Source organism: Pseudomonas sp. B14(2017), assembly GCF_002113255.1.
GTDB lineage: Bacteria > Pseudomonadota > Gammaproteobacteria > Pseudomonadales > Pseudomonadaceae > Aquipseudomonas > Aquipseudomonas putida_Z.
The window spans coordinates 33,755-50,291 of the sequence record NZ_NEJY01000008.1 but is presented as its reverse complement, the minus strand read 5'-3'; the positions used below and the strand labels follow the sequence as shown (position 1 = coordinate 50,291).

General features: G+C 63.8%; 15 protein-coding genes. 2 read left to right on the top strand and 13 right to left on the bottom strand.

Going from position 1 to position 16,537, the window contains the following annotated elements:
• Positions 1 to 64: 64 nt before the first annotated feature.
• The 11 genes from catA to CAG34_RS09760 form a co-directional block, all read right to left on the bottom strand.
• Positions 65 to 979 (bottom strand): catechol 1,2-dioxygenase, encoded by a 915-nt coding sequence (catA, locus tag CAG34_RS09810; RefSeq protein WP_085589587.1) that lies wholly within the window; start codon positions 977 to 979, stop codon positions 65 to 67.
• Positions 980 to 1,009: 30 nt separating this feature from the next.
• Complete coding sequence (locus CAG34_RS09805) at positions 1,010 to 2,359, bottom strand: aromatic acid/H+ symport family MFS transporter (protein ID WP_085589585.1); 1,350 nt, start codon at positions 2,357 to 2,359, stop codon at positions 1,010 to 1,012.
• 58 nt (positions 2,360 to 2,417) lie between these two features.
• Entirely contained in the window at positions 2,418 to 3,179 is a 762-nt protein-coding gene (locus tag CAG34_RS09800) for a 1,6-dihydroxycyclohexa-2,4-diene-1-carboxylate dehydrogenase (RefSeq protein ID WP_075045179.1), read from the bottom strand.
• A 199-nt stretch (positions 3,180 to 3,378) separates the two neighbouring features.
• Complete coding sequence (benC, locus tag CAG34_RS09795; protein ID WP_025339040.1) at positions 3,379 to 4,389, bottom strand: benzoate 1,2-dioxygenase electron transfer component BenC; 1,011 nt, start codon at positions 4,387 to 4,389, stop codon at positions 3,379 to 3,381.
• Positions 4,390 to 4,461: 72 nt separating this feature from the next.
• Positions 4,462 to 4,947 (bottom strand): benzoate 1,2-dioxygenase small subunit, encoded by a 486-nt coding sequence (benB, locus tag CAG34_RS09790; RefSeq protein ID WP_004374327.1) that lies wholly within the window; start codon positions 4,945 to 4,947, stop codon positions 4,462 to 4,464.
• Positions 4,944 to 6,302 carry a benzoate 1,2-dioxygenase large subunit gene (gene benA / locus CAG34_RS09785; RefSeq protein ID WP_046614216.1) on the bottom strand — a complete coding sequence of 453 codons (1,359 nt, stop codon included), beginning with the start codon at positions 6,300 to 6,302 and terminating at the stop codon, positions 4,944 to 4,946. Before benA ends, benB begins: the two co-directional genes overlap by 4 nt.
• 159 nt (positions 6,303 to 6,461) lie before the next feature.
• Complete coding sequence (locus CAG34_RS09780) at positions 6,462 to 7,418, bottom strand: AraC family transcriptional regulator (protein ID WP_075045177.1); 957 nt, start codon at positions 7,416 to 7,418, stop codon at positions 6,462 to 6,464.
• A 362-nt stretch (positions 7,419 to 7,780) separates the two neighbouring features.
• On the bottom strand, positions 7,781 to 8,836 hold the full coding sequence (locus CAG34_RS09775) for a GlxA family transcriptional regulator (protein ID WP_085589583.1): 1,056 nt from the start codon (positions 8,834 to 8,836) through the stop codon (positions 7,781 to 7,783).
• A gap of 139 nt (positions 8,837 to 8,975) precedes the next feature.
• The gene (gene proX, locus CAG34_RS09770; RefSeq protein ID WP_085589581.1) at positions 8,976 to 10,004 is read right to left on the bottom strand and encodes a glycine betaine/L-proline ABC transporter substrate-binding protein ProX; all 1,029 of its coding nucleotides are present in this window, start codon (positions 10,002 to 10,004) and stop codon (positions 8,976 to 8,978) included.
• Between the two features lie 70 nt (positions 10,005 to 10,074).
• Positions 10,075 to 11,028 (bottom strand): glycine betaine/L-proline ABC transporter permease ProW, encoded by a 954-nt coding sequence (proW, locus tag CAG34_RS09765; protein WP_025339034.1) that lies wholly within the window; start codon positions 11,026 to 11,028, stop codon positions 10,075 to 10,077.
• A gap of 19 nt (positions 11,029 to 11,047) precedes the next feature.
• Positions 11,048 to 12,208 carry a glycine betaine/L-proline ABC transporter ATP-binding protein gene (locus CAG34_RS09760; RefSeq protein ID WP_025339033.1) on the bottom strand — a complete coding sequence of 387 codons (1,161 nt, stop codon included), beginning with the start codon at positions 12,206 to 12,208 and terminating at the stop codon, positions 11,048 to 11,050.
• Positions 12,209 to 12,626: 418 nt separating this feature from the next.
• Here CAG34_RS09760 and CAG34_RS09755 point away from each other — a divergent pair, with 418 nt between their 5' ends.
• Complete coding sequence (locus CAG34_RS09755; RefSeq protein ID WP_025339032.1) at positions 12,627 to 13,607, top strand: LysR family transcriptional regulator; 981 nt, start codon at positions 12,627 to 12,629, stop codon at positions 13,605 to 13,607.
• A 139-nt stretch (positions 13,608 to 13,746) separates the two neighbouring features.
• Here the strand turns inward: CAG34_RS09755 and CAG34_RS09750 are convergent, their stop codons facing one another.
• Together CAG34_RS09750 and hisN are read right to left on the bottom strand one after the other, a co-directional pair.
• Positions 13,747 to 14,478, bottom strand: coding sequence for a hypothetical protein (locus tag CAG34_RS09750; RefSeq protein ID WP_085589865.1), 732 nt, complete (start codon positions 14,476 to 14,478; stop codon positions 13,747 to 13,749).
• Between the two features lie 225 nt (positions 14,479 to 14,703).
• Positions 14,704 to 15,495 carry a histidinol-phosphatase gene (gene hisN / locus CAG34_RS09745; RefSeq protein ID WP_085589579.1) on the bottom strand — a complete coding sequence of 264 codons (792 nt, stop codon included), beginning with the start codon at positions 15,493 to 15,495 and terminating at the stop codon, positions 14,704 to 14,706.
• A 147-nt stretch (positions 15,496 to 15,642) separates the two neighbouring features.
• Here hisN and CAG34_RS09740 point away from each other — a divergent pair, with 147 nt between their 5' ends.
• Positions 15,643 to 16,533 carry a universal stress protein gene (locus tag CAG34_RS09740; RefSeq protein WP_025339029.1) on the top strand — a complete coding sequence of 297 codons (891 nt, stop codon included), beginning with the start codon at positions 15,643 to 15,645 and terminating at the stop codon, positions 16,531 to 16,533.
• Positions 16,534 to 16,537 lie beyond the last annotated feature (4 nt).

Here is a 16,537-nt window from a genome sequence, read left to right as displayed (position 1 = left end):
AGGTTTCAGCCCTGTGGTGATCCTGTGGGAGCGGGCAAGCCCGCGAAGAAGCCAACCCGGTGGCTCAGGCCTCTTGCAAAGCCCGCGGCCGCCCACTGCGCTGCTCATCGGCACCGCCGTGGGCCCGCTGCAACTGGAAGTCGAACTTCAGTTCGGCATGCCGCCCCGCCTCGCCCTCGACGAACACCACCTCGCCCACCAGCCCATCCCGCGTGGCATAGGCAAAGTCATCCCACAGGTACTTGTCTCCGGCCAGGTTGATCTGCGTGGTCAGGTGTCGGTACCCCGGTGCCGAGATGAAGAAGTGCACATGCGCCGGACGCTGGCCGTGACGGCCGAGCAGGTCCAGGCACTCCTGGGTCGGCCCCTGTGGATCGCAGCCATACCCGGACGGCACGATGGAGCGTGCGCGGTAGCGCCCTTCGCCATCGGTGATGATGCGCCGGCGCAGGTTGTACTCGGACTGGCTCTGGTCGAAGAACGAATAGGTGCCACGGGTATTGGCATGCCACAGGTCGACCGTGGCCCCAGGCAACGGCCGCCCTTGTGGGTCGAGCACCTGGCCCTCGAGGTACATCGGCGTGGCCACGCCCTCCTCGCTACCGTCATCCATGCGCACTTCACCTTCGGCGATGGGCGCACCGGCCACGTACAGCGGGCCTTCGATGGTGCGCGGGGTGCCGCCGACCAGGCCTGCCTGCCGGTCCTTGGCATCCTGCAGCAGGTCGAGGAAGTGTTCGATGCCCAGCCCCGCCACCAGCAGCCCGGCCTCGCCGCGGCCGCCCAGGCGGTTGAGGTAGTCGACGGCATGCCAGAACTCGTCCTCGCTGATTTCCAGGTCTTCGATCAGCCGCGCGGTGTCTTGCAGCAGGCGCTGCACGATGCGCTTCAGGCGCGGGCTGCCGGCATCGTTGCCAAAGCCTGCGGCCTCTTCGAAGAACTGCTGTACCTCGGCAGTGTGGGAAATTTTCACGGTCATGGTGGGATACCTCATGTTGTTGTTCTGGCGTTACGCCTGCGCCGCAATGGCCTGGGCATGCCGACGGCCGCTGGCCAGGTGCACGGCCATGGCCAGCGCGGCAATTGCGCCGGGGATGGCGAAGGCGATGAAATTGAGTTGCAGGGGCAGGTTGATGCCCATCAGCGCACCACCCAGCAGCGGGCCGACGATGGCGCCGTTGCGGCCGATGCCCGAGGCCCAGCCCAGCCCGGTGGAACGCACCGATAACCCGTACAACTGGGCGGCGCCGGCATACAGCAGGATCTGCGTGCCGATGGTGGTGGCGCCGGCAATGAAGATCAGCAGGTACAGCACCGGCATCGGGCTGTTGACGCCCAGCAGGCTGATCGACAGCGCGGCGGCAATGAAGAACGCCACCTTGACCTTGACCAGGTTGTAGCGGTCGCCCAGCCAGCCGCCGAGGATCGCCCCGGCCATGCCGCCGAAGTTCAGCGCCAGCAGGAACGACAGGCTCGAGCCCAGGCTGTAGCCGGCGTTGGCCATCAGCTTCGGCAGCCAGGAACTGAGCGCGTAGACCATCAGCAGGCAGCAGAAGAACGCCAGCCACAGCGCCAGGGTGCGAATGGCCAGGCCATTGCGGAACAGTTCGACTACAGCGGTGAACTTACCTGCCCTTTCGCGGGACAAGCCCGCTCCCACAGGGGCGACCAGTACATCGTCAGGTTGCAGGTCGCAATCCGGGTCCAGCCGCTTGAGGAGCTTGCGGGCCTCGTCGGTACGGCCCTGGCGTACCAGGAAGCCGATCGATTCCGGGAGGTGGTAGAGGATCACCGGCAACAGCAGCAGTGGCACCGCTGCGGCGAAGAACATCGATTCCCAGCCGAAACGCGGCAGCATGAAGATGCCGACACCCGCCGAGAGCATGCCGCCCAGCGAGTAGCCACTGAACATGATCGCCACCAGCGTGCTGCGCAGGCGCTTGGGCGCGTACTCGTTCATCAGTGCCACGGCGTTGGGCATCAGACCGCCACAACCCAGGCCGGCGATGAAGCGGTAGATGCCGAACTCGCTCGGGCTGCTGGCAAAGCCGTTGAGGATGGTCGCCCCGGAGAACAAGGCGAAGCAGATGGCGATGCCCTTCTTGCGCCCGATGCGATCGGCCAGGCTGCCGAACGCCAGGGCGCCGAACATCATGCCGAACAGCGCATAGCTGCCCAGTGCACCGGCCTGCAACGGGGTCAGGCCCCACTCTTTCATGATGACCGGCAGTACCACGCCGTAGATGAACAGGTCATAGCCGTCGAAGATCAGCAGCAGGCCGCACCAGGCCATGACCATCCAGTGGAACGGGGTAAAGCGCGCGTTATCGATGATCGGGTGTACGTCAAGGGTTCGCATGGCATCTGTCGCTCTTGTTTTTGTTGTGAAAGAAAGCTCTTTGCCTTGTGGGTATCGCTCAGCCGAGGTCGCCGCCCCCTACCGGCAAGGTCACGCCGGTGATGTACGAGGCTTCGTCGGAAGCGAGGAACAGGATCGCGCCGACCTGCTCGTCGATGCTGCCGTAGCGGTGCATCAGGCTGCTGTCGAGGGTCTGGTCGACGATCTGCTGGTACCAGTGCCTTTCCTGTTCGGTCTGCTCGGCACTGTTGCGCGGCACGCGCCGGGGTGGGGCTTCGGTGCCGCCGGGAGCGGTGGCGTTGACCCGGATGCCCCGGCCGGCGGTTTCGAAGGCCAGGCACGCAGTCAGCGCGTTGACGCCGCCCTTGGCCGCGCCATAGGGCACGCGGTTGACGCCACGGGTGGCGATGGACGAGACGTTGACGATGGCGCCGCTGCCGCGTTCGAGCATGTACGGCAGTGCGGCATGGCAGCACCACAAGGTAGGGAACAACGAACGGCGTACTTCGGCTTCGATCTGGTCCACTTCGTAGTGCTCGAAGGGCTTGGCCCAGATGGTGCCGCCGACGTTGTTGACCAGGATGTCGAGGCGGCCGAACGCTTCAACCGCGCTGGCCATGACCCGGGCGCAGTCGGCGTGTTGTTCCAGGTCGGCAGTGAGGGTGAGCATGCCCTCGCCGGCCAGTTCGTGAACCAGTTCGGAGCGGTCTACCGCGACCACTTGCGCGCCTTCGGCCTTGAGCCGCCAGCACACGCCACGGCCGATGCCCTGGGCGGCACCGGTGACCAGGGCGACCTTGCCTTGGAATCGGTTGTTCATCTCGATCTCCTACTCAGTCCAGAATTGCCGGGAGGGCTGCGCCCTCCATCGCGACGCAAGGCCGCTCCTACAAGCACCGCGGTCCCCTGTAGGAGCGGCCTTGTGTCGCGAAAGGGCCGCACCGCGGCCCCAGCAATCTGACAGTCAATTGAATGGAGGCCGCCCGCATCGGCACGAGGCAGGCGGCCCCGGCAATACCTCAGGCCGCCGCCGCGAACTTCTCGTAGTAGAAGTTCGCCGGGGTAATGCCCTGCTCGCGCACGTACTGGCTGACCGCCTCGACCATCGGTGGCGGGCCGCACAGGTACACATCCACATCGCCGTCGTTGAGGTGGCGCGGTTCGATGTGCTGGGTCACGTAGCCCTTCTGCGGGTACTGGCTGTCCGGGTTGGCCACGCAGGCGCTGAAGGTGAAGTTGGGGATGCGCGCCGCCAGCGCCTGCAGGCGGTCAAGCTCGACCAGGTCGAAGTCGTTGGTCACGCCGTAGATCAGGTGCAGCGGGTGCTCGCTGCCCTGCTCGGCGATCTTCTCCAGCATCGCCGTGAACGGCGCCAGGCCGGTGCCACCGGCCAGCAGCAACAGCGGGCGCTGGATCGGCCGCAGGTAGAAGCTGCCCAGCGGCCCGGCCAGGGTCATGCTGTCGCCGGCCTTGGCCAGGTTGGTCAGGAAGCTGCTCATCAGCCCGCCCGGCACGTTGCGAATCAGGAAGCTGACCTCGCCGTCCTTCTGCAGCGAGCTGAACGAATAGGCACGGCTCTGCTCGCTGCCCGGCACCTTGAGGTTGACATACTGCCCCGGCAGGAAGGCCAGGCGGCTGAGGGCCTCGCCCTTGATCGACAGGGCAATGGTGCTGGCCGACAGCTGGCGGACATCGCTGATGGCGGCCTCGAAGCTGGCCTGCTCGGTCTTGCACAACTGCGACGAGGCCGGGATGCGGATGACGCAGTCGCTTTCGGCGCGCATCTGGCAGGTCAGTACGTAGCCTTCGGCGACTTCGTCTTCGCTCAGGGCGTCTTCGATGAAGTTGTCGCCCAGGTCATAACGCCCGGACTCGGCCTTGCACTTGCAGGTACCGCAGGCGCCGTCGCGGCAGTCCAGCGGGATGTTGATGCCCTGGCGGTAGGCGGCATCGGCCACGGTTTCATGGCCGGTGGCCTCGATGAAGCGGGTCACCCCGTCTTCGAAATTCAGTGCGATCTGGTAGCTCATGTTGCACCTCGCGGGCGAGCCGGGCCACGGCACGTCGCAGGACGCACCGGGCAGCGCTCGCAAAACCCTGGATCAGATGTGGTAGATGTCGATGACCTGGCGCACGTAGTCGTTCTTTAGCACCACCTTCTTGGCCTTGATCAGCGGCTGCTCGCCGCGCAGGTCGAGGGTGTAGAAGCTGGTGCCGAAGTAACTGTCGGTGGTCTTGTAGCGGAAGCTCAGGGTGTGCCAGTTGAAGCGCACCTGGCAGCTGCCCTCGCCCTGCTCGACGATCTCGATGTTGCTGATGTTGTGCGAGGTGCGGGTGTCGGGCACGGTCGCACTGGAGCGCTCGGTCTTGATGCGGAACACTCGGTCTTCCAGGCCGCCACGGTTGCCGTACCAGATCAGCGAGATTTCGCTTTGTGGGTCTTCGGTAAGGGTGTCGTCATCGTCCCAGCTCGGCATCCAGAAGCTGGCATCGCTGGCGTACAGCTCCAGCCACTGGTCCCACTGGGCATCGTCCAGGTAGCGCGCTTCGCGGTAGAGGAAGTCGCGCACGGTTTCATAAAGGCTCATTGCACGGCCTCCACGGGGATCAGTTGCTGTTCGTCCTTCAGGGCCTGGATCATGGTGTCCTGCCAGTACTTGTGCTGCAGCACGAACAGGCCTTCGTCCTCGGTGCGTACGCCCGACAGCAGCGGCTTGAGTTCGATTTCCCTGGCCGCCTCGTCGGCGCCCTCCACCCAGTGCGCAGCGCCGCGGGACATGTCGTTCCAGCCGGTGCCGCCGCCGTAGCCGGTCTGGCACGAGCGGAACTCTTCCAGGTCATCCGGGGTGGCCATGCCGCTGACGTTGAAGAAGTCTTCGTACTGGCGGATGCGCTTGGCGCGGGCATCGGCGCTCTCGCCTTTCGGTGCGATGCAGTAGATGGTGATTTCGGTCTTGTTCACCGAAATCGGCCGGGCGATGCGGATCTGCGAGCTGAACTGGTCCATCAGGTACACGTTCGGGTACAGGCACAGGTTGCGCGAGTTCTCGATCATCCAGTCGGCACGGGCCTGGCCGAAGTCGGCGGCCAGCTGGTCACGGCGCTCGTAGGCCGGGCGGTCTTCGGGGTTGGCCCAGCGGGTCCACAGCAGCAGGTGGCCGTGGTCGAAGGAGTAGAAGCCACCGCCCTGCTTGGCCCAGGCGCCGGCACTCATGGTCTTGATCTCTTCACCCGCCTCGCGCTGCTTGCGTTGGTTCTGGGTGGCGGCGTAGTTCCAGTGCACGGAACTGACGTGGTAGCCGTCGGCGCCGTTCTCGGCAGTGAGCTTCCAGTTGCCTTCGTAGATGTACGAGCTGGCACCGCGCAGCACTTCCAGGCCTTCCGGCGACTGGTCGACGATCATGTCGATGATCTTGGCCGACTCGCCCAGATGCTCGACCAGCGGCTTGACGTCGGCATTCAGGCTGCCGAACAGGAAGCCACGGTACGACTCGAAGCGCGCCACCTTGGTCAGGTCGTGGGAGCCGTCGCAGTTGAAGCTGTCGGGGTAGCCGGCGTTGCTTGGGTCTTTGACCTTGAGCAGCTTGCCGCTGTTGTTGAAGGTCCAGCCGTGGAACGGGCAGGTGTAGCTGGAGCGGTTGCCGCGCTTGTGCCGGCAGAGCATGGCGCCGCGGTGGCTGCAGGCGTTGAGGAAGGCATTGAGCTCACCGTCCTTGTTGCGCGCGATGAAGATCGGCTGGCGCCCCATGGTCAGGGTGAGGAAGTCGTTTTTCTCGGGGATCTGGCTTTCATGGGCCAGGTAGATCCAGTTGCCCTCGAAGATGTGTTTCATCTCCAGGTCGAACAGGCGTGGGTCGGTGAACATCTCGCGCTTGCAGCGGTAGATGCCCTTTTCACGGTCGTCCTCGAGCAAGGCATTGAGGTAGTCGAATCCCAGGGACATGGCCAGGGTCTCCCTTGTTATTGTTTAGACCTGGTCAGGTTAGGGATTGGTATTGGGCGGGAATATCCGGTTTGTGCGCGGTGCTATCCGTTTTGTGCAGGCTGGTGTTTCTGCGGGGCCCTGGGGGAGCGGGTTCACCCGCGAAGAGGCCGGTGCGGCTCAGCGACGATTACGCAAGGTTTCCGAGGGCAACTCGCCAAACTGCTGCCGATACACCTCGGAAAACCGCCCCAGGTGCATGAAGCCATAATCCATGGCCAGTTCGGTCACGCTGCGTACCGCGCAACTGGCATCACCCAGGCAGGCATGTACCTGCTCCAGCTTGCGCTGGCGCACATACTGCTTGGGCGTGGTCTGCAGATGCCGGTCGAACAATGCATACAACGAGCGCAGGCTCATGCACGCCTGCTCCGCCAGTGCTTCAGCTGTCAGTTCAAGCTTCAGGTTGCGGTCGATGTGGTCGATGATCCGTTCAAGACTTGCACCCGGCGAACCCAGGCTTTCGCGGCGGATATTGGTGCTCATCAAGGTCAGCAGCTTGCTGGCGACGATCTGGCTGTAGTGGCCCTGCACCCTGGGCAGCGAATCGCTCACCTCTGCCTCCTGGCAGACCATGGCCAGCAGGTTGACGAACCCGTCCAGCTCGTCCAGCCGGTAATGGTTGCGCAAGAACCGCACCCCGCCATCCGGGCGGTGCCAGCGCTGTTCGTCGCAGATCGAGTCCAGTAACCGGGTCGGCACCTTGAGGATGAATTTCTCGCAGTCTTCCGAGTAGGTCAGGTCAACCGGGTCGTCGGGGTTGATCAGCAACAGTTCACCTGGCACCAGATGGTGCTCGCGCTTGTGCCCACGCCACAGGCAGTTGCCGTTGAGCAGCACCTGCAGGTGATAGATGGTCTCCAGTGCCGGCGAGGTAACGCGCACGCTGCCGCCGTAGCTGATGCGGCACAGGTCGAGTTCAGCGAACTTGCGGTGGCTGAGGCTGGCTTGCGGATGAGTGGTGCGGGACAGACCGATGCAATGCTGGCCTACGTGCTGGTTCACATAATCGGACACAGCATAAGGGTCGGCGTGATGAAACACGCTACTGCGCTCGCTCAGCAGGCGGCTTTCCATAGGCAAGGCACTCGGATCGTTATTGTTCTGGTCGCCGCCTCCTACGGCCCGGCGGGGCTGTGGTTGCGGTCGTCACGGTCATTCTATCGAGCCGGCTGCGGGTCGCGGGGGCAGGCGACAACCGGTGGATGGGCACACTTAAGCAAAAAGGCGGGGGTTGGGCAATGCGACCTTGGGAATGGATGGGCGGATAGCGGACGTTCATGGCAGGAGAGATGTTCGGTTATCGAACAGTGTTTTCCTGTGCCGGCCTCTTCGCGGGCTTGCCCGCTCCTACAGGATCGCCGCAGCCCTCTGGGCCTGTGCAAGACTCTGTGGGAGCGGGCGTGCCCGCGAAGAGGCCGGCACAAACAGTAGATAACTCAGTGCACAGCCACATCCTGCCGCCCTGCCCACCCTTGGCTCCTTGCCCGGTACTGCCGCGGGGCAATGGCGAACAGCTCACGGAAGCGCCGGTAGAAATGCGGGAAGCTGACAAACCCGCTGGCCACCGCCACTTCGGTCAATGACTTGCTGGTGTGCTGCAGCAACTGCCGCGCATGGGTCAACCGCAGCTCCAGATAGTAACGCGGCGGCGTGGCCTGTACATGCCGGCGGAACAGGCGCTCCAGATGCCGCCTGGACAAGCCGGCATGCTCGGCGATCTCATCGATGCCGATCGGGTCTTCGATATTGGCGTGCATCAGCTCCAGGGCCAGGCGCACGCCGTTGGGCAGGCTTGGGTCGATTTCCGGCGAGCTGGCAGGTGCATCACTCAGTACCCGCGCCCGGTCGCACGCCAGCATCTGCTCCACGGCGCGGCGCAACGCTACGCCACCGCACTGTTCAAGCAGCGCCAGCATCATGTCCAGCGCGCTACTGGCACCTGCGCAGCTCATGCGCCGGCGGTCCAGCACATGGGCCTGGCGGCTGATGCGCACCTTGGGGAACAGCTCGCTCATCATCGCCCGGCCATCGGGGTGGAAGGCGCAATCATGGTCGTTGAGCAAACCGGCTTCGGCCAGGAAGTAGGCACCGTTCCACAAACCGCCCAGCTGGCAGCCGTGCTGGTCGGCCTGACGCAGCCTGGCGCGCAGCAGCGGTGCGGTTTCCAGGCGCACACGGAAGCCGCCGCACACCAGCAGGCAGTCCAGGCCTTGCACCTCCAGGTCGGCCAGTTGAGTGTTGACCGGCAGGGCGATGCCAAGGTCACTCATCACCTGGGGACCCTCACCCACTACCTGAATCTGGAACAACGGCGTGGCACTCATCAGGTTGGCGGTGACCAGGCTGTCCATGGCGGCGGTGAAGGCCATCATCGAGAAGTGCTCGCGCAGGACGAAGGCGACACGCTGGCATGGCATCGACAGCGAAGTGCGGATGGCCGGGTCCAGGTGGGCCAGGTTGGTGTTCTTGAGGATGCTTTCGAAGTGGCTCATGGCTTTAACTCTACTGCGGAAATCGCGGTGGCTTCTTCGCGGGCTTGCCCGCTCCCACAGGGAAACCACACAACTCAAGCCTGTGGTGATCCTGTGGGAGCGGGCAAGCCCGCGAAGAAGCCAGCACTGATGGAACAGGTTACTTGCTGGCCTGTGCAGCCGCGTCACGCGATGCCTGCAGCCACTGGTCGAACTGCTGGCGGTGCGCCGCTACCCATTCCTTGGCATGGCGGGTGATGTCGGCAGGCTTCTTCTCGCCCTGCTGCATCTTCAGGTTCTGGTTGCTCTCGTCGTCGGTGCTGATCTGCACCAGCGACAGGAACTTCAGCGCTGCCGGGTTCTCTTTGGCAAAGTCCTTGTTCAGCACGGCCACCACTTTGTCGATGGCAAAGCCGAGGTTTTTGCCGTGATACATCGTGTCGACATCATTCTTGCCATCCGGCAGGTCGGTCTTCGGCACTTCCAGCCAGACCACGTCCTTGCCCTCGACCAGCACGCTGGCGATCCACTGTGGCACCCAGGTGAAGTAGAAGATCGGCTTGCCTTCCTTGTAACGGGTGATGGTGTCGGCCATCAGCGCGAAGTACGAGCCCTGGTTGACGGTGATGCTCTTGTCCAGGTCGTAGGCTTTCATGTGGTGGGCAATCACCAGCTCGCAACCCCAGCCCGGGTTGCAACCGGTCATGTCGGCCTTGCCGTCACCATCGGTGTCGAACAGCTTGGCGATCTCTGGCTTTTTGAGGTCGGTGATGTACTTGATGTTGTACTGGTCAGCGGTTTTCTTGTCGATCAGGTAGCCTTGGGCCACGCCCGGCAGAATGTCGCCGGTCTTGACCATCACGTCGTCACCACCGGCCTGCTGGTAAAACTGGTTGTGCAATTTGTCCCACAGGTGCACGGTGAAGTCGGCATCGCCGTTGGCCAGGGCCACCATCATCACGCCGTACTCGGTCTCCTTCGGCTCCTGGACCTTGTAGCCCAGCTCGCGCAGGCCTTCCATGGCCACTTCGCCACGGAAGCGCTCTTCGGCGATGGAGGGGAAGATCGGCGTAACCTTCACGCCCTCCCCCGGTTTTTCGGCCGAGGCGTGCGCGCCCAGCGCGGCTGCCACCAGGGTCAGCGCAGTGGCGCATTTGAGGATGCTGCGGGAGAACTTGGATTCGTGCATCGTCGCTTACCTTCTTCTGATTTTTATCTTCAAGTGCGGCAGATCGAACGTCTCAAAAGCCTTGCAGTGCTCAGGCGGTCTTGCGCCGCCCTTGCGGTTGCGCCACGCCACACAGGCGCATGACCACGCCTACCGGGCCGGTGTGGTACCAGCGCAGGCTCGGGTCGGCGCTGGTGCGGGCGCCCATGGCCTGGGTCAGGCGGTCAAGGAAGATCGCCAGCAGCACCAGCCCTACGCCACCGACCGTGGCCAGGCCCATGTCGAGGCGGCCGATACCGCGCAGGACCATCTGGCCCAGGCCGCCGACGGAAATCATCGAGGCGATCACCACCATCGACAGCGACAGCATCAGGGTCTGGTTGAGGCCGGCCATGATGGTCGAGGTGGCCAGCGGCAGTTGCACGCGGGTCAGCATCTGCCGCGGCGTGCAGCCGAAGGCACGGGCGGCCTCGATCTTGTCTTCCGGCACCTGGCGAATGCCCAGGTTGGTCAGGCGCACCAGTGGCGGCAGGGCGAACACGATGGTCACCAGCACGCCGGGCACGTTGCCGATGCCGAACAGCATCACCACCGGTACCAGATAGACGAAGGCCGGCAGGGTCTGCATGGCGTCGAGCAGCGGGCGGATGATGCGCTCCAGGCGGTCGCTGCGGGCACACAGGATGCCAAGCGGTATGCCGATGACCGCGCAGAAGAATACCGAGGTCAGCACCAGCGCCAGGGTGGTCATCGACTCGGCCCATACGCCGATCAGGCCGAGCAGGGTCAGGGTGACGAAGCACAGCACGGCCATGCGCTTGCCGGCCAGCTGCCAGCCCAGCAGCGACGAGAGAATGATGCCGATGGTGGGTGGGATGCTCTGCAGAGTGAACTCGATGCCATTGAGCACCTGGTCGATCGGCCAGCGGATGGCGCGGAACACCTCGCGGAAGTTGTGCACCAGGAAGTTCAGGGTGGCGGTGACCCAGTCGCCCAAGGGGATGGTGGCCGCCTGGAACGGGTCGAGAATGCTGAATTCGGACATGAGGGTGTACCTCTGGGTATTAGTGGCGGCTCAGGGTCTGCAACAGCTCGTTCTTCGACAGCGTGCCCTTGAAGGCGCCCTGGCGGTCGAGCACCGGTACCGGGTACGGCAGGTCGGCCGCCACCCCGAGCACTTCGTGCAGTGGCGTGTCGGTGTATACCGGGCACTGCTCGTGCAGGCTGTAACGCTCACTGGCGGTAGCGCCATTGGCGTCGGTGTCGACCACGCCCAGCAACTGCCCGCGGTCGTCGACCAGGTAGCCGAACGGCACGCCGGCCTGGAAGCTCGGGGCCTTGCCGTTGACCTTGCACACCACCGCCGGGTCGAACTTGGCCACATCACCGGCCTTGAGCACCCGCGAGCTGTCGAAGCTCTTGAAGAAGGTGCGCACGTAGTCGTTGGCCGGCTGGTTGATCAGCTCCTGCGGGGTACCGATCTGCACCACGCGGCCACCTTCCATGATCGCGATGCGATGGCCGATGCGGATGGCTTCCTCGATGTCGTGGGAAATGAAGATGATGGTGCGCTGCTGCTCGGCCTGCAGGCGGATCAGCTCGCCCTGCATCTCGCTGCGGATCAGCGGGTCGAGCGCGGAGAACGCCTCGTCCATCAGCAGGATCGCCGGGTCGTTGGCCAGGGCCCGGGCCAGGCCTACACGCTGCTGCATGCCGCCAGACAACTGGTGCGGGTAGCTGTTTTCATGGCCGGCCAGGCCAACCTGGCTCAATGCTTCACGGGCGCGGCTGTGGCGTTCGGCCTCCGCTACGCCGGCAATTTCCAGGCCGAACGCGGTGTTTTCCAGCACGCTCATGTGCGGCATCAGTGCAAATGACTGGAACACCATGCCCATTTCCTTGCGGCGCACATCCAGCAGGGCTTTGTCGGAGAGCCCGGTGATTTCCTTGCCGTTGAGGTGAATGCTGCCGGAGGTGGGCTCGATCAGGCGGTTGAACAGCCGCACCATGGTCGACTTGCCCGAACCGGACAGGCCCATGATGACGAAGATTTCGCCACGCTTGACGGAAAAGCTTGCATCGAACACGCCGACGACGTGGCCGGTCTTGCTGAAGATTTCGTTCTTGTCGGCCCCCTTGCGGAGCATCTCCATGGCCATGTTCGGGTTGGGACCGAACACTTTGAAGATGTTTTTTACCGAAAGAATCTCATCGGCATGGCTCATACGACCCTCTTTATTATGCTTATTAACCAATCTTTCAACATCGCACTTTCAATAAGGCGGGTAGCGATCAGTGCGAGTACGCTTGGCAGTCCGTTCAAATTCGAACGTGAGTCAAAACCGGCACGCAGAATGTCCTGCTTCAAAATTGTCCGACTATCGATGTCTCGAATGTCGCGCCGTGTGTTTAACGTTAGGCCTTGAACCAGAGCGGGTCCAACGACATTTGTTTCACGCAAACCATTACCTGAAGTTATCAATCAGGACCTGAGCCCCGAGCCAGAGCCTGGCGCAGTGCGCTTGAATGCAGGCGCAGCCTTGTGCTGCGAAGAGACCGGCTCATACACTTGAGCCTTGGGTGCCTGTAGGGGCCCTTTCGCAGCACAAGGCTGCTCCTACAAAGGACCTGCACCCCACCGACATGGTCAGACACTCCGAACCCGATCAGACGCTGATCAAGATGCCCTCGCTGCGTGCGGTCAAAGTCTTCGTCGCCGCCGCCAAGTACCAGAACTTCACCCGCGCCGCCGAGGCGCTGTGCGTGACCCAGGCAGCGGTCAGCCGGCAAATCCGCGAATTGGAAACCTACCTGGGCGCCGAGTTGTTCACCCGCGTGGGCCGTGCGGTGGAGCTGACGGTGGCCGGCTCGATCTTCTTCGATGCGGTGCAGTTGTCGTTCGTCAACATTTCCCAGGCTGCCGAGCGCATTCGCAGCAACACCAACAGCAAGCAGGTGGTCACCCTGTGCTGTTCGCCGGCCTTCGCCGCCTTGTGGATGGGGCCGCGGATGCCGAGGTTCTTCGATGAGAACCCGGACATCGACATCAACCTGGTGACCACGCAGAACTTCCTGGCCATGGAGCCCGGGGTGCGCCCGGACATCTACATCACCAAACTGGGCAAGGTGCAGGCGGGCTACAGCTCGCACCAGCTCAACCACGACGTGATCTACCCGGTGTGCACGCCGCTGTACCTGGCGCAGCACCCAGAGGTGCGTACCCTGCAGGGGCTGCGCGATGGCACGTTGTTGAACCTCAGCCCTTATGGCCGCTCGCAGGTGGCCGAACACGTGGACTGGAACGTCTGGCTGGCGTTCCATGACATCGACCTGAAAAGCCGCGCCAACACCGGCCCGCACTTCTTCAATGCCAACGATTACAACCTGCTGGTGCAGCTGGCCCTGGGTGGCCAGGGCGTGGCGCTGGGCTGGCACCACCTGGTAGAGCCGCTGGTGGCCCAAGGGCTGCTGGCAAGGCCGGTGGAAGAGGAACTGGTGCTCAAGGATACCTTCCACTTCCTGGCGTTCAACGAAGACAAGGACCATGACTCCAGTTGCTGCCGCTTGCGGGACTGGTTGCTGGCGGAGTTTCAGCCGTTGCTGGAGTCGTTGCGTACCCGCTGAATGTCGGTTGCCTGTGCTGGCCCCTTCGCGGGCACGCCCGCCCCCACAGGTACCTCATCGCCCTTCAGGCTGGTGATATCCCTGTGGGAGCGGGCATGCCCGCGAAGAGGCCGGTACAGGCAACCCGGAACCGCCCATTTCACTGCACCGGCAGGAAGTTCATCAACAACAGGCTTTGCGCATAATTCAAGCCAATCCGCCTGTACCGCTCATCCAGCAACTCCGCCAGCAAGTCCAGCCGTGCCACGATCTTGCCGAACTCAACGGCAAAACTCAGGTTGCTGCCCTCTTCCGAGATTTCGTTGGAGAACAACAGCAGCACGCCATTGGCATCCTGCCGCTGGCTCAACATCCAGGTGGCCTTCTCGATATTGCGCGCCGCGTTGTTGATGAACAGCGGGTCGATGGTATCGGTCATGTAGAACTCGGTACGCCCGCCGTGCGCGGTGATCAGCATGCTGCCGATGGCGTAGATGAACGCACCGACCCGGTCACCGCGAAACTCGGGGCTCAGGGCGTAGCTCAAGGCTGCCAGGTCGCGACGGTTGCCTAGTTGTGGCAAGGGCTGGCGTTGCTCGATGGCGATACGGATCTGCCGCTCGGCAGTTGCAGCATCCACGTAGCCGGACAGCTTCCACTGGTTGGGGTTGCGCAGGTAAAGCTTGTTCATCAGCAGGTACAAGCTCTGCAGGTTGTCGCGCATGGACAGCGTGGCCAGACGGTCGACGCTGGTCTGGAACAGTTCGCTGGGCTTGCCGTTGCCGAGCTGGTTGACCATGTCGCGACCCTGCTGCTGGGTGCAGGCGCACAGGCATGTGAGGGCGCCTGCCAATAGCAGGCGGAGGAAGAATTTTGGCTTGCTTGCAACCATCGGCACCGGGTCGATATTCGGCGGCCGCACCGGGGATCAGTGTGGCCTGGCCAAACATAGAGCCCGGAAATTGGAAAAAGTGCGGTGATCGGGGGGGTTGGATACCTGTGCCGGCCTCTTCGCGGGCTTGCCCGCTCCCACAGGGACCGCACAGCCCGCAGCACCTGTGATGAACCTGTGGGAGCGGGCAAGCCCGCGAAGGGGCCGGCACAAGCAACACATGAATCACATGGCGTGACGCAACATCTCCACCACCTGTGCATGCAGCGCCGGGTCACCACAGGCCACCACGCACCCGCCATTCTGCGCGCTGCTGCCATCCCACGCCGTGATCACCCCGCCCGCCCCTTCGATGATCGGCATCAGCGCCTGCACGTCATACGGCTGCAGGCTTGCCTCGACGATCACGTCGACAAACCCGGAAGCCAGCATGCAGTAGGCATAGCAATCGCCACCGTAGCGCATCAGGCGCGCCTTGCTGGCAACGGCCTCGAACGCAGCCTTGCGCGCGGCGGTATCGAACATGTCCGGGGTGGTGCACATCAGCGTGGCCGAGGCCAGGTCGGCACAGGCGCGGGTCTGCAACGGCGTACCGCTGCGCCAGGCGCCTTCCGGTGTGCCGACAAAGCGTTCGCCGGTGAACGGCTGGTTCATCACCCCTACCACCGGGCGCGTGCCGTCGTTCAGGGCAATCAGCGTGCCCCACAGCGGCAGGCCGGTGATGAAGGCACGGGTACCGTCGATCGGGTCGAGCACCCAGGTCAGCGGGCTGCTGCCGACTGCCACGCCGGCCTCTTCACCGAGGATGCCGTGGTCGGGATAGCGGGCCTGGATCAGCTCGCGCATGGCGTCCTCGGCTGCCTTGTCGGCCACGGTCACCGGGTCGTACAGCCGCCCCCCCTTGTCCTCGACGTCCAGGCTGGCGCGAAAGTATGGCTTGATCGCCACGGCAGCAGCATCGGCCAGCTGCTCGGCGAAGGCGCGGAATTCACCGATCTGTTCAGCACTCAGGGACATGGGGCGGGCCTCGTGAAAATGATGGGGCCCGCATCATACCCGACACACCGTGCCGCGCCAGCCTCCGTCGGCTGCTCATGCGGCCCTGCGCGGTCTAGACTGAACAAGACCAGATCACCGGGGGGCTGCCACACGTGGAGGTGTGAGATGAGCCAGTTCAAGCGTCTGTTCGTCATGCTCGGCCCGCAGATGCGCCACACGCCGGCGCTGCAACGCGCTGCGGCATTGGCGGAATCCAGCGGTGCCTTGCTGGATATCAACGTGTTCGTCGACGATGTCGACACCTTCGGTTTGATGAGCGATAGCCGCGAGCGTGAGCGGCTGCTCAGCGACAACCGCCAATGGCTGGCGGACGAAGCCGAACAACTGGCCAACGCCGGCCTGGATGTGTCTACCGAACTGCTGCTGACCCGCGACCCGCTGGGCAGCGTGCTGGAGCGGGTGGAACGGCTGGGTTGCGACCTGTTGATCAAGGACGTGCAGCACGAACCGGTGCTCAAGCGCCTGCTGGTAACGCCACTGGACTGGCAGTTGCTGAAGGACAGCCCGGTCGCCGTGCACCTGGTCAGCGATATCCGCCTGCCCCTGCCCCGGCAGATTGCCGCCGCGGTGGACCTGAACAGCCATGGCGCCGGCGAGCACCTGGATGAGCAGGTGATCCATTGCGCCCATGCCCTGGCCCTGCAGTGCAATGCCGAACTGCACCTGCTGCATGTGTGTGACGCGGCCAAGACCCACATTGCCGACTTCGGCGCCGGCACAGTGACCATGCCCGGCTTCGATGTCAGCGTGCGCACCGCGCAGCGGGCGGCGTTCAACCGGCTGGGCGACCACCACCAGATCCCGCTGGAGCGCAGGCACTTCCTGGAAGGGGCCGCGATCAAGGTGATTGCCCAGTTCGTCGGGCATAGCCGGGCGGATGTGATCGTGATGGGCAGCCACCGGCATGACGCCATGCAGACGTTCCTGGGCGGGACCACGGCGCATGTGCTGGAGCACCCGCTGTGCAATGTGCTGGCGATCAAGGCGGTTCGTTGAGTGC